Genomic DNA, 25,140 nt, shown 5'->3' with positions numbered 1-25,140 from the left:
AGATTGTGGTCCAACCGCAACTGTTTCGACGGATGCCAATTCAGAAACAGCGTTTTAGCAGAAGAGAGATTGTGGTCCAACCGCAACTCAACACACCAACACGGCGAACAGGCCATCGTTTTAGCAGAAGAGAGATTGTGGTCCAACCGCAACGTCATTGGTTTGGTCCTTGGCTTTGGTGAGGTTTTAGCAGAAGAGAGATTGTGGTCCAACCGCAACTTTGATCATTGGTGGGGTATTCTCTTTTGGTTTTAGCAGAAGAGAGATTGTGGTCCAACCGCAACAAGCGGAGAAAAACGCATTGTGAGAGAGAGTTTTAGCAGAAGAGAGATTGTGGTCCAACCGCAACGTGCTGGTGTGCTTGGCATAATGAGGGGGCGTTTTAGCAGAAGAGAGATTGTGGTCCAACCGCAACCAACCAGCTCCGCAATCAATGCGTCTTTCTGTTTTAGCAGAAGAGAGATTGTGGTCCAACCGCAACTGATATGTCCTACATGGATTGGATCCGGGAGTTTTAGCAGAAGAGAGATTGTGGTCCAACCGCAACCGACGATCAATGCCATCAAATTAACGCTTGAGTTTTAGCAGAAGAGAGATTGTGGTCCAACCGCAACCTTGGCATCCATATCGATCTTTATCCGCTTGTTTTAGCAGAAGAGAGATTGTGGTCCAACCGCAACCTATGGATGCTCGCGCAATCACTGAGCAGGGTTTTAGCAGAAGAGAGATTGTGGTCCAACCGCAACATCGCTGCCATCGCGGTGAACTCGGGGCGCGTTTTAGCAGAAGAGAGATTGTGGTCCAACCGCAACTTACATAAGGTCCGCAAACGGCACTATCGAGTTTTAGCAGAAGAGAGATTGTGGTCCAACCGCAACGTGATTTCTCTTAATAACAATTACGCCGCGTTTTAGCAGAAGAGAGATTGTGGTCCAACCGCAACATGTTCAGCGCCCGCCAAACATCTGCTTCCGTTTTAGCAGAAGAGAGATTGTGGTCCAACCGCAACACCAGACCGCTACCACCCGCCACAGCATCGGTTTTAGCAGAAGAGAGATTGTGGTCCAACCGCAACAGCGCAACATAGGAGAGCGTGATGAGTGACGTTTTAGCAGAAGAGAGATTGTGGTCCAACCGCAACTACAAACTCAACCACAGTATTCGCTTGAGGGTTTTAGCAGAAGAGAGATTGTGGTCCAACCGCAACTGTCATGTGCCACAAAAGGTGACATTCGACTGCCCTCGAAATCAATTCCTTAGCGTTTTCGTTTGCCAGATAAGTTGTCATCAATTGTCACAAAAGCTGACAAAAATCTCCAGAAGTGACAGAAAAGCTGACAATTTTCTCCACCCTCAAAAAAAAGAAGGTATGGCACAAAGGCACATACCTTCTTCGCACACTAGAGCGATATCAGGCTCCAGGAATGTTTTGACTTTCTGTTACTTTGTCGGATGTGTTTGATGAGGTGTTGTAATTGCGAACAAGCAACACACAGCCAAAAAAGATACCCGGGATTGCGATATATATAAATGGCGCCACACACGCGACCGCTATGCCCACAAACATACACCGCGCAATCCTGTTCTGCTTGCCATTCAGATATCCTTCAATGGCAACTGCCAGCGAAATTGCAGCGACAACACCGCCCATCAATGCCAAGGCAACTTGTAGCCCTGAACCTTCACCTATGATGGCCGGGTTCCAGATAAAGACGAATGGCAACAGGAAACCAACAGCAGCCAGCTTGACAGCGTCAAAGGCTATCTTGAAGGGGTCCTCCTCGGCAATGGCCGCGGCAGCCAAAGCCGCAACGGCAATTGGCGGGGTAAGAGCAGACAATATCGCGTAGTACAGAAGGAACATATGAGATTGAAGAAGGGGGTATCCCAACTTGGAAAGCGCAGGTCCGACCAGTACCGCGGCCAGAATATATGCGCTTGGTGTCGGCATGCCCAAGCCAAGGATGATGGTCACGAGAGCCGCAATCACTAGCGTGATAACCGGATCTGCACCACTGATGGTCATGATCACATTGGCAGCTTTCATGCCAAGACCGGTCATAGACAGACCGCCAATCACAAGACCAGCTGCCGCACAGGCACCCGCTACAGGCAGGATGCGAAGGGTTGTTTCGCCAAGACCCTCAATTACACGCCACAGGCTCATACGGGTTCTTGGTGAGCATGCTGCTGCAATCACCACAGACGCCGCACCTAAACCTGCCGTCATGGTTGGTGAATAACCAAGTGATAGAACCAAAACGATCACAGCCACAGGAACTACAAACATCCAGCCATTGATGACCGTTTGTTTCAACGTGGGAACGTCATCTGGATAAGCACGCAGATCACGCTTCACAGCACGGAGATGAACCTGGGAGAAGACACCCAGGTAATAAAGGAGGGCTGGAATAATCGCTGCGTAGACGACTTCCCTATACGCAAACCCGGTATACTCAGCGAGAATGAACGCTGCCGAACCCATGATGGGTGGCATTGCGCTACCCCCTGTTGAAGCTGCGACCTCGACCGCCCCCGCAAAGCGCGGAGAATAGCCAAGTCGCTTCATGATTGGGATTGTGATTGATCCGGTTGCGACAACATCAGACACCGGACTGCCGGAAATGGTTCCGTACATACCCGAAGAGATAACCGCAACTTTTGCTGGGCCGCCCGGACTTTTACCGGTAAGCGCTGCCGCAAGATTGAAAAAGAAGTCTCCGCCGCCAGCAAATGACAGCAAGGTCCCGAACAGTACAAACAGAAAAACGTAGCTGGCAACAACCTGGATTGGTACGCCAAATACACCATCTGTTGTAAAAATTAGAGCATCAAGAAGATAGCTATACTCTATCAAGCCATGCCCGAAGGGTGGCGGCAGCAAGTGTCCAAAAAGGTTGTAAGCCATAAAGCCTAGAACCACTATTGTCAGACCAGCGCCTGTTGTACGACGAGTAGCCTCTAGTGAGAGGAACAGCAAAGAAGAGCCAAAGAAGAACTGCAGGGGGGTGAGCTCTTCAAGCAGGGTAATCCTGCTGGATATGACATCAGCATTCCAAAGGAAGAATGCACCTGTCGCCAAGCTAAGTGCGCTGAGCCCCCAGTCGATGATTGTTGGCCGTTCGGCCGCGTTCGAACGCGATCCGATAACCAGAAACAGCATCGAAAAGAGACCGCTAAGAAACAAAATCCCGATGATCAGCGGATCGGAAATCACAAACAGGTTGCCATAGATCACACCCAGAGCAAACAGAGCTGCGATTACGATCAGGGTTTTGTGGGGTAAGGCCGCAAACTTACGTTTGCGGCCTGTGCTAACGAGTGACTTCATCATTTGAGAAGTCCTGCCTCACGATATGCTTTTTCCGCACCGGCGTGGAAGGGCATGACATCCTGGTCAACCATAAGCTCCGTGCTCAGCGACTTCATGGACCCATGAACAGCCTTGACTTCTTCGATATGATCTATCAAAGCCTTGGTCAGCGCATACCCGGTAGACTCAGGCAACTGGTCCGTGGTGACGAGAAGGGCGCCTAGAGCCGGAGTTTCGATATCGTCCGGCTGGTTGGTGTAGCTTCCTCCAGGGATGGTAAAGTTTTGCGTGCCAAAGCGCTCATTTGTTGCATCGATCACTGCCTGCGGAATGTCGAGAACAACGACGTCATTGTTTTCGTCAATTGCACGGAATGATGAATGCAGCACGAACACACCATTGGTAACCATGTCGATGCGCCCATCCTGGAGCAAATCGGCTTGATCATTCGCGCCTGCCTGAATAATGCTACCGCCATTGGCTTCGACGGCCTCTTTAGTCAGACCGGCTTGTTCGAGCATGAAAAGCGCAACATTGGACGTAATATTACCCGAGCGGTTCACGCCAATACGTACGGGAGCCTTGGAAGTTGCCAGGTCATCAAGGCTATCAATATTGTACTCATCGGCAATCGACTTCGCGAGAAAGAAGTGCATTGGTGCCCAGTTGTACATGTAGCCAATCGCACGCATATTTTCTACCGGGGCCTTGAACGGCTCTTCGCCTGCCAAAGCAATCTTCACTTCAGCGTTGTGAACCAGCCCCATATCCGTTCGGTTTGCAGCGAGCAAACCAATATTTGCAAACCCTCCACCAGTCGCTTGATAGGTAACGACCGATGCTGGATCCGCCTGTTTTACAGCACGGTCAATACCGGCACCAAGAAGGGACCACAACCCCCCCGGGTTGCCGCCCGACAGGGTGAGGTTTACCGGTTCTGCCTGTGCAGTGTTAACGCCGAAGGCCAGTCCAATAGCCGCGGCAAGAGTCAAAAGCCTCATTCTTTCCTCCCTAATGGGTAAGATCTCTAATTATGGTTTGTTTATTGTTATTGGACGCTGATCCTATGCAGGATTTCCAAAAATGCAGCGTCAGGCCTCGAAAGAAATATTTACGTTTTTCTGTTCGGTGTAGGACAGCATCTCGCCCAGGCATTCTTCACGTCCGATACCCGATTGCTTCATGCCGCCGTAAGGTGTTCCGAGGAAATGGTCGCTGGAGTTGTTCACCCAGACATAACCCGCGCAGATGTCATTAACTGCGCGCATGGCTTGTGTCAGATCACGCGTCCAGACCGACGCAGTCAGTCCATAATCCACACCGTTCACCGCCTCGATCAATGCTTCGTAGTCAGACCATTTGAGAATGCTGAGCACCGGACCAAACACTTCTTCTTGTGCGATGCGCATATCGGGTGTGACATCGGCAAACACAGTTGGCCTTACAAAGAAGCCAGCCGCGAGTTCGGCGGGAACATCGCCGCCGGCAACCATTCTCGCACCTTCACCCTTTGCGATGTCGATATAGCCAAGGACTTTTTCATATTGGCCGCGGGTTGACAGGCACCCCATCTGACTGTCAGGCGACAGGGGGTCACCCGGTGTTATTGCATTGAAAGCCGCCGCAAGTTGTTCGACGACCGTGTCATGGATGCATTCATGAACGAACACACGACTGGTCGAGCCGCAGGACTGGCCCGCCGTCCATGGCAGATTCATACCCTTCACCGCACTTTGAACGGCCTTGTCGATGTCCGCATCCGGGAAGATCACAAGCGCGTTCTTGCCACCAAGCTCAAGCGAAACATGTTTGAGCGTATCGGCCGACTGTCGCATTACAGCCCGCCCGGTTGACGCACTGCCGACAACGCTTACACTGGCAATGCCCGGGTGGGTTGACAGTCCGGCGCCCAGATCAGGTCCGCCATTCAGGATATTCAATACACCTGGCGGGAAAAGGCCACCGATCAGCTCCGCAACCTTCAGACTTGAAAGTGGCGTTTCTTCGGATGGCTTGATGATGACGCTGTTGCCAGCCATGATTGGCGGGGCAAGCTTTGCACATGCAAACATCAGCGGGTGGTTGAACGGTACAATACGGGCAACGACACCAACCGGCTCACGAACGACATAGTTCACCTTACCGGCACCGACAGGAACGGTTTCGCCTTTAAGTTCGGTAGCCAGGCCCGCGAAAAAATCCATCAAAGTTGCTGCGAGCTCGACATCAAACAGCATTCCTTTGAGCGAGTTACCGCTATCAAGCGCATCAAGGCGGGCAAGTTCGTCCTTATTCGCACGAATAATAGCGGCTGCTTCTCGCATCACCTGTGAACGCTCACGAGGTGTAGTACGCGCCCATCGCTTTTGCCCTGCGCTCGCAGCCCTTACTGCCGCATCAAGATCTGATTCCGTGGCACGGTCAACTCGGGCAAGCTTGGCGCCAGTCGACGGTGCATACACAGTAATCGGTTCGCTCTCGGAGCGATGCCAAGTGCCACCGTAATACAGCCCTTTGGGAACTCTCTCGGTTAGTAGGTCCTCGGCAGTAGAAGCTTTTAGAGGCTTCATGCTGTTTTCCTCCCGGAAAATCCGCGTCGTGTTTTTTTATCTTTCGCGGAAAGGTCGTTATCTTTGTTATTATAAGATATCTAAATTAAATGGCAGCTCACACCAGCAGTCAACCATAAAATTAGATATCTTAGTTTTATTTTATGAGAAGGGCAGGTTCGTCCGCGAACCTGCCCAATAAAGTCATTCGGCAGCAACGCTCTCTTCTTCAACAAGCGTACGCCAATCAAGGGTTTTCGGGTAAACGCCTTCGCGAGATGCGATGGTTGTGTGAGGGACTCTTGGCTCCGTTGTACCAAGTGCATCGCCCCCTGCTGCGACTTTTTTCGCAGCATCGACCATTAGCCTGCGGAACTCGACAATCGCTAGATCTGACGCGCCAAGGATGTCGTCAGATCGGTCTACAATCGCCCCCATCGACACCCACATAACAATGTCTTGGTTGGGAATACCTTTAACACCAGTGAAGCTTCCAAGCTTCATCGCCTGACGATCCTGAAGGAAGTTATTGTGCAATTGGCGCTGGGATACCCACCGGTCATCCAGATGAATGCCTTTTTGAGCATGATTAAATTTACGCCATTCCTCTGTCGTGGGGCAGGCCTTCCCACCCCAGGCGACGAAGTGGAAATGCGTGGTTTCATCATCAATTGGCACGATGACACTGGCGACATTGTAATTGTTGTTTGGTGGGATCAACGAGGTATATGGCGCAATGTATTCCGTGATACGCAGGTAGTTATGTGTACCGGCGTTTTTGATGGGCTTGCGGATAGCAGCATAGTGGAAACCATAGCTAGTCGTTTGCGTCTGCATACGTGGAGACTTATCCGTTGATGGCCTATACCATGCTTGATCATCGGCCGCCGCGCCCTCAACACGGGCTGGCTTCATATCCGATGAGTGCAAGCTAGATGAGTGAGCTGAATCTATCTGGCCTTCGGTAATCTGTGCCCAGTTCGCCGGAATGCGGATTTTCAGGATTGAAACCTGTGTATCCTCGGTCGGGGCAAATGCGGGCGGCGAGAAAGGATACATGTCCTCTTCTTCGCCAAGCCATGCCCAGACAAACCCACCCCATTCCACGGTCTTGTAGGATTTGTGTTTGACCTTATCATGAAGCGGGCTGCCCTCAGGCTCGGACGACATGGCAACGCAGTTGCCTTCAACGTCAAACTTCCAACCATGATAAAGACAGCGCAGGCCGCAATCCTCGTTGCGACCAAAAACCAGTGATGCGCGTCTGTGCGGGCAGAGTTCGTCAAGAAGGCCAAGCTTACCTTCGGAGTCGCGGAACGCGACATAACGGTTGCCAACGGCCTCGACCAACAATGGTTTTCCGTCTGCTTCGGCAACTTCTTCGATCAGGCAGACCGGTGTCCAGTGTTGGCGCATCAGTTTGCCCATCGGCGCATCGCCGGTGACGCGGGTTAAAAGATCATTCTCCTCATGACTCAGCATCTCGCGAACTCTCCTCCGTGCTGCATATTCTTAGATATCGAAGTTTATATACACTACGCTTTTACAGGCGTCTAGTGACTTGACAAGAATTATTAGATATCTAATTTATTGCGTAAAGTTAATTCGGGAGGAAAAAATGTCAACAGAATTAGAAAGCATAAAAATGCGTGTTGAGGCGCGACGCGAGCTAACGCCTTATATTTGCGAGTTTACGCTTTCCCCCGTAGATGAGATCGAACTCCCCGCCTTTGAGCCGGGATCGCACATCACCGTCGAAACGCCATCTGGCGCGATGCGCCGCTATTCGCTTGTTAATGATGGGGAATTTCCCGAAAACTACGTGATTGCAGTGAAACGCGAGCCAGAATCGCGTGGCGGATCATCCTCAATGCACGAGTCGGCAACAGTTGGTACCGAGCTTGTCATTCAAGCGCCAGAAAATTCGTTTGCGTTGAAAAATGCGCCAAAATATTTGCTGATCGCCGGTGGTATCGGCGTCACGCCAATCTATGCGATGGCCAATCACCTTTCGGCCCAGGGCAAACCGTTCGAGATGATCTATTGCACCCGATCAGCCGAGGAAACGGCATATCTGGATGAAATCAAGAACGCATTCGGATCGCGCGTTAAGTTCCATCACGATAACGGCAACCTCGAGCAGGTTTACGATTTCTGGGACCACTTCGAAGAGCCTGGCGCCGAGCATGTCTATTGCTGCGGCCCATCCCCTTTGATGGAAGAAATCAAAGCCATCTCTGGTCATTGGCCGGAAGGACGTGTCCATTTCGAAGACTTCAAAGCCGTCGAGGCCGTGCGCGAGGACGACAAACCGTTTGAAGTGACTGTCGCCAATCTCGATACCACCATCACCGTTCCCGCTGACCGGTCCGTTCTGGAAGCACTTCGTGATAATGGGATCAAAACGGTGAGCTCTTGTGAAAGCGGCACATGCGGCACTTGCCGCTGCAAGCTGATCGAAGGGGATGTCGACCACCGTGACATGGTTCTTATGGACGAGGAAAAAGACAATCAGATTATGATCTGCGTCTCCCGCGCGAGGGAGGGTAATCTTGTCATCGAACTCTGAACTCCGAACCGAACAGGTGCCACTGCGCCTTGGTGTGATCGGACTTGGTCGGGGGTTTATGTTGACATTACCAAGCCTGATCGCTGATCCGCGCGTTCACCTTGTTGCGGCCTGCGCCCCGCGTGAGTCATCACGCCAAGCCTTCAAAAAAGAATTTGGCAGTCCGACTTATGAACGGGTCGAGGACATATGTGCAGATCCGAACGTTGAAGCGGTCTATGTCGCAACCCCACATCAAATGCATGTTGACCATGTTGCGATTGCGGCCCGCGCCGGTAAGCACGTACTGGTCGAGAAGCCGCTTGCCATCAGCCTAGAAGATGGCATTCGGATGGTCGAAATCTGCGAAGAGGCTGGCGTCCAACTGATTGTTGGCCCAAGCCACAGTTTTGATGGTGCAGTCAATCTGGCGCATGACATCATTCAGTCGGGCGAGGTGGGCAAGGTCAGAATGATGCACGCCCTCAACTACACCGACTTTCTGTATCGGCCACGCAGACCCGAAGAACTGGTTACCGCTGAAGGCGGCGGCGTCATTTTCAGTCAGGCTGTCCATCAGCTTGATATCGTGCGGTTGCTGGGCGGGGGCATGATCAAGACCATCACAGCGGCGACCGGGAACTGGGACCCTGATCGAAGAACCGAGGGGGCCTATAGCGCACTTGTATGTTTTGAAGGCGGTGCATTTGCCTCTTTGACCTATTCGGGATACGCACATTTTGATTCAGATGTCTGGCAGGATTGGGTTGGTGAGCTGGGATACCCAAAAGACCCTGCAAACTATGGTCAGGCCCGCAAGGCACTGGCCAAAGTCTCAAGCCCGCAAGAAGAAGCTGCCCTTAAATCCGGACGTACATTTGGCGAGACGCCTGTACGCCCTGCTGCACCACATCACGAACATTTCGGCCCAATCGTAGTGTCATGTGATGATGCAGATTTGCGCATAACGGCAGATGGTGTGTGGCTCCATGGTCACTTTGAGCAGAAATTCATCCCCGCCCCCATGAATGCCGGCCCACGCGCAGAGGTCACAACAGCCTTGATCAAGGCAGTCAGGTTCAACGCACCACCGTCACAAACAGGTCGATGGGGGCTGGCAACACTCGAAGCCTGTCACGCGATCCTAAAATCTGCAGAAACATCTTCGCCGATCACCCTGGCACATCAAATACAGTCAAAATAAACAAACCCCGGAGGAAACTCGTGAGCAACTTGACCCTTTCACTGGCCTATGGCGATTATGATCGCACCAGACCGATTTTTGACGGTCGTGTCAAAATCGACGGTGTTGATCCTATTTCCATGCTATTATCCCCCGAAGAAATGTTCTTCCGGGCGTTTCGTAATGAGGACTTCGACGTCAGCGAGCTCTCATTTTCGTCCTATTGCGTGAAGCTTGCGCGCAATGAAGCGCATTACGTCGCCATCCCTGTATTTCTCTCTCGCGCGTTTCGCCATACCTCGATCTATATCCGCACAGACAAGGGAATTAACAGCCCCGAAGACCTCAAGGGACGCCGGATCGGCATTGCAGAATATCAGCTTACAGCGAATGTCTGGGTACGCGGTATTCTTGAAGACGACTATGGCGTCAAGCCATCCGATATCCATTGGGTTCGTGGTGGGATGGACACCCCGGGTCGCCCCGAGAAAATCAAGGTCGAACTTCCTGACGACGTAAAAATGACCCAAGCGCCCGAAGGTGCGACACTCAATCAAATGCTGGCAGACGGCGAGATTGACGGGTTTATCGGACCGCGTTGGCCGAAATGCTTCAACGACGGTCATCCCCATGTTGGGCGCCTGTTTTCTGACAGCATTGCTGCGGCCGAAGGGCACTATAACCGAACAGGCATCTTCCCCATCATGCATGTATTAGGTGTACGCAGAAGCCTCGCCGATCAGCACCCCTGGCTGCCCGGTGCGCTGCTCAAGGCGTTTTCGCAATCCAAACAGATGGCGCTCGAGGCGCTCAGCGATACTTCGGCCACCAAGGTCACGATGCCATTCGTCGAAGACACTCTGGATCGTGCCAAGAAACTGCTGGGCAATGATCTGTGGCCCTATGGCGTGGCACCAAACCGCAAGGTAATTGAGACATTCCTCGATTATCACTATCGTCAGGGACTCTCCCCTCGGAAGCTTTCCATTGATGAGCTTTTCCACCCGTCGACGCGTGAGGTTTTCAGCCTATGACCAACAAGACATCAAAAACATCGGGCGTATTTCCGTCACTTCCGGCCATCCTCGTCGAAGAAGGGGTGCGCGCCGCACTCAGGGAAGATCTTGGGCGGGCTGGTGATTTGACCACCGACGCGACCATCGGGCCGGACCTGACGGCTAAGGTGTCTCTTGTCTCTCGTGAGGCAGGTCGCCTGTGTGGTGTGGACTTCGCGCGCTGTTCATTTGCCCTTGCCGGGGCCGGATTGGCGTTTGAAGCCTTTATGAAAGATGGCGACACCCTCGCGCCGGGCGACGAAATCGCCCGGGTCACGGGAAATGCACGCGCGATCTTGTCATCGGAACGTGTGGCATTGAACTATCTTTGCCATCTGTCAGGTATTGCAACAACCACGGCAAGGTTCGCCGATTTGATCGCCCACACAAATGCGCGCATCTGCTGTACCCGCAAAACCACCCCGGGCCTGCGTGCCTTTGAAAAATATGCCGTACGTTGTGGCGATGGTGCAAACCATCGGTTTGGCCTCGATGACGCGGTTCTGATCAAGGACAACCACATCGCGGTTTGCGGAAGCATCACTAAGGCAGTTGAAGCTGCCCGCAATTATGTCGGCCATCTTGTTGTCGTTGAAATCGAAGTCGACACACTTGAACAGCTCGAAGAAGCGCTCAATGCTGGCGCAACAACCGTGCTGGTAGACAATTTCGGAATCGATGACCTGAAAGAGGCTGTTAAGCTTAACAACGGCCGCGCTCGGATAGAGGCATCCGGCGGCATCAATATCGATACTATCAAGGATGTGGCTGAAACCGGGGTTGATTTCATATCAAGCTCTAAGATCACGATTTCTGCACCGACCCTTGATATCGGTCTCGACGTAACACTGGGGTAGGACAATGAAACAATTCCAACCTGGCGATATCATCGAAATCAAGCTGCCCAACGGCTTTGGCTATCTGCAGGTCACACACAACCATCCGGCGTATCCCGAAGTGGTCCGTGCTTTGCCCGGACGTCATGCAGCGCGCCCGGCCAATATCGCAGAACTTGCCAGTGGTAAAACCAAATTCACCTTTATGCTGCCGCTGTTTTCAGTCCTGCAAAAAGGCATGCTCGAAGGTGAAAAAGTCGGTGCTGCAAAGATACCAGCCAGCGACACAACGTTCCCCACGTTCCGGATGCCGATCCGTGACAAACAGGGCAACGTCGTATACTGGTGGTTCTGGGATGGCGAAGGATTGCGCTATGATGCTGACCCGGACGCCTCAACCAATGATATGCCGTTGCGTGAAATCACAACGGCAGATGCCCTGCTCGAGAAGCTATCCGCGGCGTAATCGAAGAACTCAGGTCGGAACGCGGGTCGGAGGGACTTTACGTCCTTCCTCGCCCGCTTTCCGCTCATCTTCTTCGAGGTTCTCAAGAATAATCAGCATGCCCTTCCGAATGGTTTCGATCTCTGCCGGAGTCAAACCATCAAGGGCGACCTCGTTTACTTCAATCGCAAGCGGTTCGAGCTCGACGCGAAGCTCTTTGCCCCGTTCGGTCAGGAAGACGTGCTGTTTGCGGCGGTTGCCCGCCAGCGTGCGTTTTTCAAGAAAGCCCAAAGCTTCAAGGCGCTGCAAGGCAGTGTGTGTTGTCGGCTCGGTAAGGCCTGCTTCTTCTGCCAGTTCACGCTGGGTCAGGCCTTCCTGCTGCCAAAGGATGCGCAGAAAAATCCACTGTCCGAACGTCACATGATGCGACGCCAGACGTATCTGTAGAGAGCGGTTAAAACCGCGGGTTGCCAATCGAATGATATGCGCAAGGCGTTCGCGTGAGTCCGGAACTCTGTTTTCTCTATCCGCCATGGATTATTGGATGCCCCTAAAGCCAACTGGTTTTGTTTTTCGGATTGACTGATACAGCCCTCCTTTACCGGAGTCAAACGTGCTTGGCCGGGTGCATGCCAAACACGTTTGTTCGTTCGGACAATAGTTATCCTTCCTCAGCCTCGGCCGTTTCTTCTGCGGTGCGGGTCATACCGGCTGACATTGCCTTTGTGTAACCGGGGGTTATACGCGCATCAATAACAACGGCCTGCCCTGCCTTGACCGCTGCCAACCCTTCCTTGATCACGTATTTCAGTTCCGCAGCAGTGCTGACCGGACCAAAAGCCATGATACCCTGGGCACGCGCCATTGCCGCCAGATCAATATCCGGCCCGCCAATATGCTGGCCGATCCATTTATTTTCGACCGGCCGCCCACGGCTGATTGCGACCTTTTCCTGATGGATTTCGTCATTATAGAAAGACCGGTTATTGGCAATGATCGCTAGGAACGGAATGCCATAGCGTGCCGCTGTCCAAAATGCCGACACCCCCATCAGGAAATCACCGTCGCCCAAAACCGCAACCGGAAGACGGTCGGTGTCACGCAGCGCAAGTGCAGCGCCCACCAACATGCCCGGACCAGATGCAATCCCAGCCCCACCGTCATAGCCCAGATAATCAAGCGGATGACGGAAGTGCCACAAATCGCCACCCCAGCTTAGCGGCAGGCGAACCAGCGAAACCACATCTTCGGACAGGGCGTCACCCAATGCAGCAGCCAGGCTGTCAACATCAAGCGGTGCTGTCTCGTCCGCGACCTTGCCTGTGCATTTTGCCGGCAGGTTTGCAGGGGCAGCGGTAGCACTAATTCTGGCTTCCTTGCAAAGTGCTTTAATCACGACGTCAGGTTCAGATGCGATATGCAAATCCGCCCGAACAGCTGCCTGATGGTCCATGCTCCAACCATTATGAAGCTGATGATCCAAAGACAGCTGAACAAGTTTGGCCGCTTCGGCACTCGAGCCTGCCTGTTTCAGCGTTCCGGCAACATCAACCCAATCAAAACTGACAATAAGGTCAGCTTCATTCAAAACCTTTGCGCCATCTGGCGACATAAAGAAGCCGGGTGCACCGGCATGCAATGGATGGTCTGTCGGGAACGCTGCACCAAGCTTGATATCGGTCAAGACACGCGCATTGAACTTTTCGGCAAGCGCGACACGCCGCCCCCAGTCTTCACCAGACCGCGACACCCGCCCCATCAGGAATACCGGTGATTTGGCGGTTTGCAGCAATGTGTGCAGCTCGACCAGCGTTTCGCGTGACGGTGCTGTTGGCGCAGGCAGGGCAAATCGGCTGACATCAGGCAACTTGGCCGGCTCGGTGATTTCTTCTTCCTGAACCGAGACATCAAAACAGACATAGACCGGTGCCATTGGTGCGGTTTTGGCGATTGTCGCACCGCGGATCATGGCTTCAAGCGAGGCCGGAAGCGATGCAGGTTGATCATCCCATTTGACATAGGGGCGCACCAAGGCAGCCTGATCACGAGACGTATGGATCCAGTCAATCCACGGGCGACGCTCAGCCGCATCAACCGGCCCGGTTGCCCCGAACACCAGGACGGGAACACGATCACACCAGGCGTTGTAAATCGACATGGTTGCATGCATCAAACCGACATTGGCATGCACAATGGCTGCCATCGGACGCCCCGTCACCTTCGCCCAACCATGGGCAATCGCGACGGTATGTTCTTCATGCAGACACAGCAGCATTCTCGGGTCTTCATTGCCCAGATGATTAACCAGACTGTCATGCAAACCACGGAAACTTGATCCGGGATTAAGGGCGACAAATTCAACATCCAGGGCACGCAGCATCTCAGCGATAAGATCGCTGCCCCAAAGCCCTTCCGATCCTGACGCAACAGGATACTCGACCTTTTCCATTTTTCCTCCCGGACTTTTCCGTCTTTTATAAAAGCAATTTAGAACTTTTCTTTTTAAATACTTCGATATCTAACATTATGTCAAACGGGTTTTCCAAACTGACCGCGACCGCAATTGAATAACGGTCAGTTTTTGCAGTTCCTCCCAAATAAGAATGCCACTGCAGCCGTGCACGAGGTCACAACAGCGCGACACGAAATGGATTTTGTATTGCCATCACACGGGCAATCCACCACTACTGATTAGAAATCTAATAATTACATACCGGCCGATTAGCTGGCGCCAACAGAGCGAGACACATGAAGAAATTGAACTGGATAACGATTTACGCCCTAGTGCTGGCAATCTTCTTTGCCATTGGCGGTACCATGAACCTTGCCGCATCGGAGGCGACCTTGGCGGACTACACAAGATGGGGCTACCCGACCTGGTTCCCGTATCTCACCGGCACCCTGGAATGGACCGCAGCCATCCTTCTCGCATTCAGTGCAACCCGATTGATTGGCTCAGCACTTGCCGGAAGCGTCATGATCGCCGCCGCCGGCACACTCGTCCTTAACGGCGAATTCACTCACAGCATCGCCCCGCTAACGGTTCTGATCCTTGTCGGCATCAACGCGTTTGTTCATTTCAAACGCGAGAACTGAGTCAAACTATCACATGCATGGGATCCAAATTTTCTCGGACTCCTCAACTTCCACTCAACTTCCCTACTGTGTTGCTCTCATGAAACTCCGTTAACAAACACTCGGTTCCCCCGAGTTATGACAACGATAAACCTGCCACGGTGTTGCATTCGAGCTACATATCCAGTCGACTGCATCTTCAAAACGCTTGATCAAATTGCCAAATCCGCAACGCCTCAATCCCCCGGGACGCCCCTGCGCGAACCGGGTATTTTCGTTTGTTCAAATGACGAAGTAGCGCATCCTGCTGGCTTCTTTTATCTGCTTCTCGATGTTTTCTAGGTTCAAACCTAGGAGACGAACGATGTCACGTACTTATCTCAAAGTAAAAGGTAAGCAGATTGACGAGCGCCAGTGCGACTATCCACGCCCTCGCTTTCCTAATGGCAAAAACAAAGAATGGCGACACCTTTGCGCCCATGCTCCTATAAGAGGAAGTGAGCACGCGTATTTGCGTCGCATCTTGAAGGCAGAAGACTGGGATACCTGCCCTGTGGAAGTTGGTAATTCGAGCAATTGCGTTCTGGAATTGGCCATGATGGATCCTCTGATTTTGAAAAGCTGCCAAACCATCCGCTTGAGCGTCAGTGAGGATCATTTCTTTATGCATTTTCGCCTCCTGTTCCTCTAGACGGAGACGTTGATTTCCAGTCAGCTCTTTCAAGCTCCGCTGCAATCTCATCGGATGAAAAATCAAATTCTTGAACTGGAATATCTTCTCTTTGCTTACCCGGTCAAACTCCAGACGCGAATTTCTGGTCGGTGCGAACAACAAACTAGCTAATTACTGTTTCGTTCATGCTCTAAACATAGATGAAAAGAAGCTTGCCGCCGTCGAGCGAAATCGTGCCAACTTCTTGGCAAGAATGACAGCTTTTGTGGCACGTGACAGCAACCGCAGGTCTGCACAGTTTAGGTTGGCATGGGTTTTAGCAGAAGAGAGATTGTGGTCCAACCGCAACTGCTAAACGGGTTTCAGGATCTTCTTGAGCAATATGAAACCGACAAGTTTTCAGTGGTCCGCTATGCCGAGATGTTGTCGGTTACCACGACCCATGTGAGCAGGACGGTGAAGTTGGTAACAGGTAAAAATGCTGGGGGAATGATGAGTGGCCGGTTGTTGCTTTCCGCAAAGCGTAAGCTTGTATTCTTTGATCTGACTGTCTCCGAGATCGCCTATTTTCTTGACTTTTCATGCCCCTTTTACTTCACGTGGTTATACTCCAAACAGTCAGTTGAAACCCCGAAGTGGTTCAGATGGTTGGAGGTTGCGCAGCGCAAATAAGCTACTGATTATGTCGCTAATGTTCATTGAGTCGTTAGGCAATTGGATCGGGGAGGAATGGTATTTTCCCAGAAAGATCGAGTTTTCAGTTGAAGGCGGGGTATGTTTTGGAGGTTTTGCCTTTCGTACAAGCGTTGGCGCATTTTTCTGAAATGATGGAAACAACAAATTCTGAGCGTACTCAATTCCTTATCCGACATGAGTGCGGAGATACTGTTGTGATGAGTAAGGCAGAGTATGACTCAATTCAGGAAACGCTCCACCTTTACGCAAGTAGCGAAAACGCGCGGCGTCTTAACCGGTCGATTGCCGAGCTTGAGGCAGGTTCAAGCTCGGCATGGAAGTCTAGTTGATTCTCTTAACAAGAGCCAAAATCGATGATGCTGTTGGATCTTTCACTTTGTAAACAGTTTATGGCACCTTCCCAGAGCGAAAGCTCTGTCTAGTCTGTCACGAGCTTCAGCTTGGTTAGTCTCAGCATTGAAATCGACGGGCTCTTCGTTTTAGGAGTTCGTGTCATCCATGATCTGAGGCGTTTCCATTGAACTCCTGCGCTTTTCCAGTTTGGCAAAAGCCTCAGATGAGCGATTTTTCCTCGGGTGAACGTAGTGCTTTAGAGTTTCACGATGCATGTGACCGGAAATCGCCATCAGCTCGTCCTCTGTTACGCCCGCGTCAGCAAGTTCGTTCAGCATTGTACCGCGGAAATCTCTCATTTGTAGATCCGCTGGAAGCCCGGCTTCTCTTCTTACTTTTGCAAAGATTTGAGAGATGCGTGTCTCAGTGTAAGGAAGGTTCTTGCCATCCGTTTTTAGCACGTAGTCGTCGCTATTGCCGCGGTGCACACCCAATACTTCCTTGAGTTTTGGCGAGATAGGTACCCAGACGGTCTTATCTGTTTTGCTCATCAGAACTTCAATGAATTCGTCTTGAATGTTGCCCCATTTGAGCGTTCTGACATCTGTGACGCGCAGGCCGGTTTCACGTGCAATCATTGCCGCACGATAGATGGAGGGTAAGTTCATCGACAGAGCTGTTTCACAGAATTTTTCAAGTTGATCATCCTCCCACGATACCGTTCGGCGCTTTTGTCTCTCTAGCGCAGGATTTTCAAACGGGTTTTGAGGTAGATCGTACCATTTTTTGGCAAGGTTAAACATCAGACGCAGAATTCTCATAATGCCACTGGCATGAGTGACCCGAAGCTGACCTTTTTTGCCAATCTTTAGCAAGCTGTAGATTTTGTCAGCGTTGCTGGGCATGATTTGTCGAATGTCGACTTTACCAAGTGGGAGCGAATTTTTGCCAATTGGCAGCTCTTCGATTTCCTTGATCTTCTTCCGGTAATCGCGCTTGGTGTTGTCTTTCAGCCGTTGGAAATTGTTGCTCTCCAGGTAGTCAGAGCAAAGCTTCTTCACACTGAACTCGGGCACTTGTTCACGAAGATGAGGGTTGCCCTTTTCATGCTTTCTCCACTCGTCGATGCGCTCGTTTAGTTCGATTGCACGCGCCGTTGCACGTTCCCAATCAACTCCTAATGCCTGACGTTCGACGATATTGGCTGCAATAGCGTCTTTCGGCGGCTCATAGTAGTACGCCGTTTTCTGGTCGCTGAGAGTCTTGATGGCTAGATAGCGCGGCTTCTTTGGCATTTTTATTTTCTTTGTCATCATGTTTTCTTTCAAATCAATTGATCAAAGCTCGTTAAGTGCCTGCTGACTGGCAGAAGAACTTTGAGGAGTGTTTTCGTTGGAAGAGCGCGCCCGAACCCAGTCACTGATAGCTTCGAGGTCCCAGCGTTTCATCGCTGGCAAAGGAGGTGGGAAGCCGTTGCGGTAGAGCGTTTTTCGGTTCCTGTAGAACCAGGAGGGGGAGTAACCCAGTTGATGGGCGACTTCTTGTGCGGTCAGTAATTGCATCAAAATCTCGTCTTCAAATTTCTTCTGAAGACGATTTGCGATCGTTTTCAAAAACCCGAAACTTTTTCGGGTTTTAATTTTTTAAGAATGGAATTGAAGAATTCAGACGACGTTTTTGAATTAATTAAATTGAGAGCATTGAATAATTTTATTTTTTATTATCAATGACTTGAATTTTCATGGGGCCAATAATTTTAAGAGGGCCCCATGAAAAATTCAGAAAATTAATTCATTCAAAAAACTTCGTAGTCACGTTTCGATAAAACCATTCTGACGCGATTGTTGTTGTCAGTTCGGCATATCGCTGTGACACGTTGCTTCCTGGCGTCGCGCCCAATAAGCCCTCAACGAGTGAGCGTGCGTGAGATATCTCACCGCTCTTGCTTGCTTCTTGAATGGCCAGAGTTGCGACGATGTGACGGAACAAATGAACATTAATTTTTATGTCGGTTGCTTCTGCTACTCTTTGTGAAATCGTGTTTCCCAAAGCTGTTGCAGCCCGGTGGTTTCCGTTTCGCGTGGGAAACAGGTACTGGCAACATGTGTCCTCATCCATCAACAAGGGCCAATAGTGCTTCTGGTATATCTTGAGTAGCTTGCAGAGGTTGCTTGGTAAGAGTGCCGTAAGTGGTCGCTTGTTCTTTACCTCGCTTCCGGGGATGTTCAGGAAACCAGTGTCATCATCGACGTTCACAGAAATGTTTTTCTGCCATTCGAGGCGGCATAAATTCCCACGGCGAACGGGAAGCGTGAACAAGATTGCTACAGCCACCGAGGAACAAATGTCCAAGGCCATACCATAGGTAGCGATCCCGGTTTTCTGCCGGTATGTCTCGTTTTTTTCGAGTGTTTTCCATGGAAAGCAGATCAACTTTTCAAGAGCATTCGGCTCCAGAATTTCGAGCAACTTCTTTCGGTTGTTTTTTGTCATGAGATTTCGGTGATGCCCGATTTCTTCGGCAAGGTAATTGCTAATCCCCGTTATAAGTTCCTTCCATTGCAGCTCTTGTTCTTCGTTGAGGGTGAGCCAGCGCTTTGCTGCACATTTCAGGTCTTTGGCGATCGAAAGGAGATACTCACTTGGCCCATTTCGATTTTCCGCTTGCTCGACAGTGATGGAAGCAATTTCAACGTTCAAAACGTCTGAAATTGTTCTGATTTCATCAGGGTGCTTTAAGCCTGTTTCAATGGCGGTCTTTGCCGCCAACTTCAGCGATGAAATACAGTGCTCGACCTTTGTTTCGGAAAGCGGTCTATTACTCACACGTTGAAATGCAGCTTTATAGCGGTTGGATGCCTCTGTCGAGGAAGTGGCTTTTGTGCCACCAAGATGCTTGAAATTGGCAAGGTCAATGAGGAAGCTCGCCGGGAGCAGATTATCGATTGAAGAAGCCGCCAGCTTTTTGCGCTTGCCTTGGATAAGGCCTATCCCGCTACTTTCTGTCGTCGTCGCCAACTGGTTCCAGGCTCTTACAGCGCGTTTGATTGAAGCCTTTGGATTTGTTGTGAGGGTGATTGTGTTTTGACGCTTCCAGAGCCACCATTCTTTGAATGTCTGGTAAGTGACATCTTCAGGTGCAATTTCTTCAAGCGCACAAAAGATGATGAAGGGCCGAATGGTGGAGAGTTTGGTCTCGCTCAAGCTTTTTTCATAGAGGTTCCGCCAGGGAGAGAGTTTCGCATAAGATTTGTCGAGTTTTTGACAGACACCTGTGTGTTCCAGCGCCATGCGAAGGCTGGAAATTACGTTTGATTTGCGTTTAGGGGACACTTCATGCGTTTTTTCGTGCTTCAGGTTTTGCAGAAGCCTGTTTAGCGGCTCCGGTACAGTGCTGATTTGATCCATTGGCATATCTAGCCATTTTGCCAATGTCTGTAGGTCATTCCTCATCCTCAGGCGTTTATGGTGTGCCAGTGTTGAATGACGAATGGCGTGATCAAGTTCCTTCAGGTTCTCAGGCTTCTGATTTGCCTTTGTAGGGTTGGTTGGGAAATTGGACAAAACTCACTCACAAAAAAGCTTTCAGGGATTGGACGTTCGCTCAGAACACGTCCAATCCCTGAAAGCTCAGAGACTAAAAAACTTCAGTCTTCGTTTTAGCGGTCCGTTTTAGCTTTTGCGCAGCTCTGCTTGGTGAAGCTGAGGCAGAAGCCCTATAGGCAGTTTTTGAGTGATGCACTTACCACTCAAGAAAACGTTTGAGTGGTAACTCGCTGAATGGTTGTTCACCTCCCAAACTCGTTTAAGCTTGCCAAGAGGACAGAGACCTTTTTCATCCGTGAGCAATTGACTATGGGCTTTCAGAAGCTTCCCGAGGAAATAGCCGACCTGATTACAGAACTCATCGACGTGTTGGCCTGTGAAGAGTTGGTTGGCTTCTCGAACGATCTGCAGATCAAAACGATAGGTGGTAACAGGCACCTGGTTGCTGGGACAGAAGCCGGCCAAGCGTCTGTGTCGGGGTATGTTGGACACGAGACACCGGTATTGCTCAGAAGGCTCGAACGGTTGCGTTCAGGTGAAATCAGTGCCGCCGCCCTTGAAGCGCGGCGCGAGGAGATACTCGCTCAGCTCAAGAGGGTTTCGTTTCTTCCTGTCGAGCAAGAAACAGGAGCGCTTCTTGCAACACTTGCGAAGCATGGTGTGTTTCGTATGGGAGGTGTGCTGGTTGGAACCCACGCGTTTCGGCTCTACGAAGTTTTATTGGGGATAAGATTCGATTCAGGATATGCGGACTTTACCAGAGACGTGGATATTGCGGCCTTTCAGAGGTTGTCTGGAGAGATATCGGAGTTGGGGCAGGTTTCTGTCCCTGCGATTTTAGAGCAACTAGGCTATGCCCCAGCTATGGGCCTTGAGCCCGAGCGTTGTTGGCGATGGGTTATGAGTTCTGACAGAGAGCATTCGGTTGAGTTTTTGGCGCCCTCGTTTGATGCAAGCGAAGGGTTGGTCAAATTGCCGGCCTTTTCGGTGGACGCGCAATCTTTGCATTTCTTGAATTTTCTACTCGCAGATACCGTCCAAGTCTGTGTGCTGCAAGATTCCGGGTTTCTGGTTCGCATACCAGCGCCAGAGCGCTTTGCACTGCATAAACTCATCGTTGCGACGCGCCGACATCCAAATGCTGCAGAAAAGGCTGCAAAGGACCGTCGCCAAGCAAAGCTTCTGATTGAGGTCTGCATGAAGACCCGGAAGCCGGAGCTAAAGCTGGCTTGGGAGGACGCCATGGAGCGGGGGGCGGCATGGAGGAAAAGGTTGAAAGATGCGGTGTGCAGAGATGCAGATCTGGTTAGTTTGATGAGTGAAGAATTCTTGTCGTGAGCCATGGGTGCCTTTCAATGATTGGTTTCTTTCAAGTCTGGCTGAGAGCTATTTGAGCTCGAATGTTTCAAAAGCCAAACAGTGATCGGAAAATATCTTCAAAATAGTCGCGCCGCGAAGGCGCCTCGGGATGTTCTTAAGAATATGTTCACTCTTGTTCCAAGAGTTCCATATATTCGCAGGCCTAGATTATATATATAAATCAGTATGATAAGTGGGGTAAGTCCAAGTTATTTGCGGGGCAAAACCAAGTTATTTGCGGGGTAAAACCAAGTTATTTGCGGGGCAAAACCAAGTTATTTGCGGGTTGCCCCAAGTTTTTTGCGGGTCTAGCTCAAAATTTGGCTGTTTTTGCAGGATTTTCAGGCAAAGTTCGCACTAATTTCCTTATGTTTTTCAATGTATTAATAAAAAACCGAAATGATTGAATGTCGATTTTCAATTGTGTCGGTTTTTTAATAAGCCATTGAATATCCATGATTTTTTAGATTTATGATAGCTTTCTCTGTGCTGAATTTTTAATAAGTATCTGAAATAATTGGCTTATTAAGGTTTTTGCCGTTCGCGCGTGAAAGACGAAATTTTGTTGAAAGCGGGGTGTTAAATTCAGAGCAAAGCTGAGAATCCTCCGCTTAAGTTGGAAAAATAACCTTTAATATGGATTTTGTTATTAAAGATTAATACAATAACCTTTAATAATAGTTTCTTTGTTAAAGGTTACAGGATGCGCCGCGACCAGTTATGTGCCGAGCTAAGACGCGAATACACCCGTGACCTTAAGTCCGGTGTTTGCCGTGCTACTGATGAGCGTTACCGCAATACGTGGTTTGTTCGCCCACCAGCTCCACCTAGGATCATTCAGTCTGGTTGTGATGTCAGGCTTTTGGCCAAGGCGAATGAAATTTTGATGGGGCGCACCCGTCTGAAGGACATCGACCGGATTGGGCGCGTAATGTCATATCTATTTGCGCGAAGAGAGGCTCTAACCTCGTCTCGTATGGAAGGAACCTGGTCAACACTGGATGAGGTACTAACGCCGCCTTCTGAAGCTGATGATCGAGATATCAAACGCTCTGCTTCTGCGTCTGTTCGTGGATATGCAAACGCAATATCGCACGGTTTGGACAGTGTTGAGAAAGCTGGCGTGGCCGCCTTTGACGTTTCTCTGGTGAGAAAACTTCATGAAGCTATCATGTCCAAGGACCCGATGTTCACCGGTAAGGCGGGAGCATTGAGGGCACCAGATCATCCGCGCGGCCTTGTTTTTATTGGTGGCAATGGGAAGGTTGAGAATTCAATCTTCAATCCTCCTCCCCCAGAGTTTGTAACGGAATGCCTTGAAGAAACCCTGACATGGTATCGTGACGACATTCTGGCTGCTATGGGGCATGTGGGCCAAGGGCCAAGCCTCATTATGCGTATGGCCATTGGGCATGCGCACTTTGAGGCGGTGCATCCCTTCAGCGATGGTAATGGCCGAGTAGGCCGAATACTGCTTGTTTTGCATATGGCAGCGGAAGGCATCGTCCCACTCTATTTATCCGATTACATTGAAGCTAATAAGGAACAATACTACGGCGCGCTGCAGGATGCCCAAAAGCAACTGAGCTATGGGCCGTTGACCAACTACATTGCTGAGGCGGTCATTGCGTGTGAAGGCGAAGAACACAAGACGCGGGAAGCCCTGCAACTGCTTCCTGGGTTGTGGATGGATCGCGTTAAACCGCGCGCAAAATCTTCAGCTCAGCGAGCTTTGGATATCTTGGTCGAATTTCCGATCGTGACGCCCAACCTCCTTCAGCAACAACTGAATTGTAGTTATCCCGCAGCCAATAACGCGATTGCTGCACTGGTTGAAAAAGGGGTCTTGCGACAGAGAAATACAAACAAGCGAAATCGTATCTATGCTGCAGAAGAGGTCTTAGCAGTACTTTCTCGTGAGTACGGGGCCTCAGTACAAGACGCGATTGCTGAAGCTAGAGAGTTGCTGGAAATTGGAGATAACTGATTGGTTTTCAGAGTTCTGGTGATACGCATTTGGCTGCACCGTTAAATCAATTCTAAGGGTATGCGTACTGCTGTTTCTCCGTTTCTCAGATCAAGGGGTGACGGTGAATTTTTCATCCCGGTTATAAAACCTGAGACGCTGTCAAAGGTGCATTGGGTCTAGAAACGACAGCCCAAGAATGCATAGTTCGTCTCAGTTTGTATGTTCGAGCAAGCCAAATGCATTTATTGGAAATGTTGTGTTATGTCGGATTTGGGAAATCGTTTCTCGATTTTGGTTGGGGTAGAATTTCTGCTGAAATGCAAATTTTGGTTCGAGGTGAGTTCGCCGATCTCAGAACTTTTTTTGGCATCTGAACCCGACTATGAATTCTCTGAAAATGGAGTGTTTTCATTCGCGGAGAAATTTGTCGAACATGGAAGAAAGTTCAATTCTTCCAAACGAGTTTTCCTTCGAAATTTTTCAAGTTGTCTATCACTATCGGTAAACAATTTGGCTTAGAAATTTTTGGTTCATGATCTGATCCCGAGGCCTTCGGCTCTGAAATTCTCGGTTAGGAAAGTGAATAATGTAGACGAAAAAGGGAGCCCTGAAATTATACGAAGACTGCAAATTCCTGCTTGAAACGGGTCTTAACCTGTTTTGCCGTATTTCTCAAATGCATCAGGTTTCATATTCGAGAAATTTTTAATTTTCCCTCAAGCGGCACTCTCTTCAATTCTTAAGATTTGCAGTTTTTGAAGAAATTATAGTGTCCTATGAAGCGCTAGAATTTCGCTGAAGATCAATTTCTTGCATGGTATGTCCACATGATTTTCAAGAGAGTTTGGGAATGAATTCTCGGTTCTGATTTCCTGGAAAATGAATGGGCCAGAATGCGAATTTTGCTCTTAACGTCTCTGCATTCCGCGAGGAAGTTTCCTCGTTTCCAAATTCCAGAAGCTTCGTTGAAGATCAGGCTTTTTGAATTTCTAAGAATAGAGCTCGAAGAGAACTATGTGGTGCACTGAATTTTATCCAAATTTGGTAGGTCAATTTTACTGTTTGCAACAAGTTTGCGGTATTGCGCCCTTAGGTTAAAAATCGTGGTTATTGAAATTCGGCATTTTTATAAATCGCTGGTAACTGAACTTATGTGCTCTTGAGTACCACCATTTTCCAGCGCGATCAGTGAACGCTGAAAATTTTGCGGTTGATAAATTTGCTGTTTTTGGATCCGGGCCTAGTTTTAGGTTTTGTGAGCCAGTTTGTAGCGCCGCAGGAGACTTCAGTGCATGAGATTTTCTCTAAGATGTTGCTGACGGTTGATGAAAGGGGCGAGTGAAAGACCATCTTTCTCGAGGTTGATAAATTCCCGGTTATGCTTGCATGGCTTGGCAATTTTAGATGCATAAAGAGGTGGGACAAACAGGATTTGGATTTGGTAGAACTCAAGTTGAACGAGTCTTGTGCCTCGGAGAGGGTTAACACTGTTGCTGTGGCGGTTATGGGCAGGCCATTGCTTTCGGACATCGGGTAAAGTTTCTCCGTCCAGAATGTGCG

The 25,140-nt window shown here is 50.2% G+C and carries 20 protein-coding genes and 1 CRISPR repeat array; of the genes, 11 read left to right on the top strand and 9 right to left on the bottom strand.

The window, feature by feature from the left end; genetic code table 11:
- Nucleotides 1-51: 51 nt before the first annotated feature.
- Nucleotides 52-1,207: a CRISPR direct-repeat array (repeat unit 36 nt; unit sequence GTTTTAGCAGAAGAGAGATTGTGGTCCAACCGCAAC).
- A 204-nt stretch (nucleotides 1,208-1,411) separates the two neighbouring features.
- The 4 genes from AUQ42_RS03835 to AUQ42_RS03820 all read right to left on the bottom strand — a co-directional run bounded on the left by AUQ42_RS03835 (nucleotide 1,412) and on the right by AUQ42_RS03820 (nucleotide 7,344).
- Nucleotides 1,412-3,334 (bottom strand): TRAP transporter fused permease subunit, encoded by a 1,923-nt coding sequence (locus AUQ42_RS03835; protein ID WP_082817719.1) that lies wholly within the window; start codon nucleotides 3,332-3,334, stop codon nucleotides 1,412-1,414.
- Nucleotides 3,331-4,314 carry a TAXI family TRAP transporter solute-binding subunit gene (locus AUQ42_RS03830; RefSeq protein ID WP_068517707.1) on the bottom strand — a complete coding sequence of 328 codons (984 nt, stop codon included), beginning with the start codon at nucleotides 4,312-4,314 and terminating at the stop codon, nucleotides 3,331-3,333. The genes AUQ42_RS03835 and AUQ42_RS03830 overlap by 4 nt, the downstream gene beginning before the upstream one ends.
- Before the next feature lie 90 nt (nucleotides 4,315-4,404).
- Nucleotides 4,405-5,883 (bottom strand): aldehyde dehydrogenase family protein, encoded by a 1,479-nt coding sequence (locus AUQ42_RS03825; protein ID WP_068517706.1) that lies wholly within the window; start codon nucleotides 5,881-5,883, stop codon nucleotides 4,405-4,407.
- Nucleotides 5,884-6,066: 183 nt separating this feature from the next.
- The gene (locus AUQ42_RS03820; protein ID WP_068517705.1) at nucleotides 6,067-7,344 is read right to left on the bottom strand and encodes a Rieske 2Fe-2S domain-containing protein; all 1,278 of its coding nucleotides are present in this window, start codon (nucleotides 7,342-7,344) and stop codon (nucleotides 6,067-6,069) included.
- Nucleotides 7,345-7,480: 136 nt separating this feature from the next.
- On the opposite strand from AUQ42_RS03820, the gene AUQ42_RS03815 reads away from it, so the two are divergent.
- From AUQ42_RS03815 to AUQ42_RS03795, 5 genes are read left to right on the top strand one after another with little or no spacing between them, the layout of a single operon-like run.
- Nucleotides 7,481-8,431, top strand: coding sequence for a PDR/VanB family oxidoreductase (locus tag AUQ42_RS03815; protein WP_068517704.1), 951 nt, complete (start codon nucleotides 7,481-7,483; stop codon nucleotides 8,429-8,431).
- A complete protein-coding gene (locus AUQ42_RS03810) occupies nucleotides 8,415-9,614 on the top strand; it encodes a Gfo/Idh/MocA family protein (protein WP_231856675.1) in 1,200 nt (399 codons plus the stop codon). The genes AUQ42_RS03815 and AUQ42_RS03810 overlap by 17 nt, the downstream gene beginning before the upstream one ends.
- Before the next feature lie 20 nt (nucleotides 9,615-9,634).
- A complete protein-coding gene (locus AUQ42_RS03805; protein WP_197460773.1) occupies nucleotides 9,635-10,627 on the top strand; it encodes an ABC transporter substrate-binding protein in 993 nt (330 codons plus the stop codon).
- Entirely contained in the window at nucleotides 10,624-11,505 is an 882-nt protein-coding gene (nadC, locus tag AUQ42_RS03800; RefSeq protein WP_068517702.1) for a carboxylating nicotinate-nucleotide diphosphorylase, read from the top strand. The genes AUQ42_RS03805 and nadC overlap by 4 nt, the downstream gene beginning before the upstream one ends.
- A gap of 4 nt (nucleotides 11,506-11,509) precedes the next feature.
- Nucleotides 11,510-11,950 carry a hypothetical protein gene (locus AUQ42_RS03795; protein ID WP_068517700.1) on the top strand — a complete coding sequence of 147 codons (441 nt, stop codon included), beginning with the start codon at nucleotides 11,510-11,512 and terminating at the stop codon, nucleotides 11,948-11,950.
- A 9-nt stretch (nucleotides 11,951-11,959) separates the two neighbouring features.
- Here the strand turns inward: AUQ42_RS03795 and AUQ42_RS03790 are convergent, their stop codons facing one another.
- Nucleotides 11,960-12,463 (bottom strand): MarR family winged helix-turn-helix transcriptional regulator, encoded by a 504-nt coding sequence (locus AUQ42_RS03790; RefSeq protein WP_068517698.1) that lies wholly within the window; start codon nucleotides 12,461-12,463, stop codon nucleotides 11,960-11,962.
- Between the two features lie 127 nt (nucleotides 12,464-12,590).
- Nucleotides 12,591-14,378 carry a thiamine pyrophosphate-binding protein gene (locus tag AUQ42_RS03785; protein WP_068517696.1) on the bottom strand — a complete coding sequence of 596 codons (1,788 nt, stop codon included), beginning with the start codon at nucleotides 14,376-14,378 and terminating at the stop codon, nucleotides 12,591-12,593.
- 299 nt (nucleotides 14,379-14,677) lie between these two features.
- Between AUQ42_RS03785 and AUQ42_RS03780 the strand changes: the two genes are divergently transcribed.
- The 4 genes from AUQ42_RS03780 (at nucleotide 14,678) to AUQ42_RS16100 (ending at nucleotide 16,702) form a co-directional block, all read left to right on the top strand.
- The gene (locus tag AUQ42_RS03780) at nucleotides 14,678-15,025 is read left to right on the top strand and encodes a DoxX family protein (protein ID WP_068517695.1); all 348 of its coding nucleotides are present in this window, start codon (nucleotides 14,678-14,680) and stop codon (nucleotides 15,023-15,025) included.
- Between the two features lie 343 nt (nucleotides 15,026-15,368).
- Nucleotides 15,369-15,695: a hypothetical protein gene (locus AUQ42_RS15755; RefSeq protein WP_156480822.1), complete on the top strand. Its 327-nt coding sequence runs from the start codon at nucleotides 15,369-15,371 to the stop codon at nucleotides 15,693-15,695.
- Between the two features lie 315 nt (nucleotides 15,696-16,010).
- Nucleotides 16,011-16,349 (top strand): AraC family transcriptional regulator, encoded by a 339-nt coding sequence (locus tag AUQ42_RS03770; RefSeq protein ID WP_147250617.1) that lies wholly within the window; start codon nucleotides 16,011-16,013, stop codon nucleotides 16,347-16,349.
- A gap of 89 nt (nucleotides 16,350-16,438) precedes the next feature.
- The gene (locus AUQ42_RS16100; RefSeq protein ID WP_082817717.1) at nucleotides 16,439-16,702 is read left to right on the top strand and encodes a type II toxin-antitoxin system Phd/YefM family antitoxin; all 264 of its coding nucleotides are present in this window, start codon (nucleotides 16,439-16,441) and stop codon (nucleotides 16,700-16,702) included.
- A 150-nt stretch (nucleotides 16,703-16,852) separates the two neighbouring features.
- On the opposite strand, the gene AUQ42_RS03765 is transcribed toward AUQ42_RS16100, so the two are convergent.
- The 3 genes from AUQ42_RS03765 to AUQ42_RS03760 form a co-directional block, all read right to left on the bottom strand.
- Entirely contained in the window at nucleotides 16,853-18,022 is a 1,170-nt protein-coding gene (locus tag AUQ42_RS03765; protein ID WP_068517691.1) for a site-specific integrase, read from the bottom strand.
- 21 nt (nucleotides 18,023-18,043) lie between these two features.
- Nucleotides 18,044-18,319, bottom strand: coding sequence for an AlpA family transcriptional regulator (locus tag AUQ42_RS15750; protein WP_156480821.1), 276 nt, complete (start codon nucleotides 18,317-18,319; stop codon nucleotides 18,044-18,046).
- A gap of 178 nt (nucleotides 18,320-18,497) precedes the next feature.
- Nucleotides 18,498-20,270 carry a site-specific integrase gene (locus tag AUQ42_RS03760; protein WP_068517688.1) on the bottom strand — a complete coding sequence of 591 codons (1,773 nt, stop codon included), beginning with the start codon at nucleotides 20,268-20,270 and terminating at the stop codon, nucleotides 18,498-18,500.
- 216 nt (nucleotides 20,271-20,486) lie between these two features.
- On the opposite strand from AUQ42_RS03760, the gene AUQ42_RS03755 reads away from it, so the two are divergent.
- Nucleotides 20,487-21,590 (top strand): GSU2403 family nucleotidyltransferase fold protein, encoded by a 1,104-nt coding sequence (locus AUQ42_RS03755; protein WP_068517687.1) that lies wholly within the window; start codon nucleotides 20,487-20,489, stop codon nucleotides 21,588-21,590.
- A 724-nt stretch (nucleotides 21,591-22,314) separates the two neighbouring features.
- Nucleotides 22,315-23,598 (top strand): Fic family protein, encoded by a 1,284-nt coding sequence (locus AUQ42_RS03750; RefSeq protein ID WP_156480820.1) that lies wholly within the window; start codon nucleotides 22,315-22,317, stop codon nucleotides 23,596-23,598.
- Nucleotides 23,599-25,140: the final 1,542 nt, after the last annotated feature.

This window comes from Thalassospira sp. MCCC 1A02491, from assembly GCF_001613785.1.
GTDB lineage: Bacteria > Pseudomonadota > Alphaproteobacteria > Rhodospirillales > Thalassospiraceae > Thalassospira > Thalassospira povalilytica.
The sequence above is the reverse complement of the archived record's forward strand: the minus strand, read 5'-3'. Positions and strand labels throughout refer to the sequence as shown.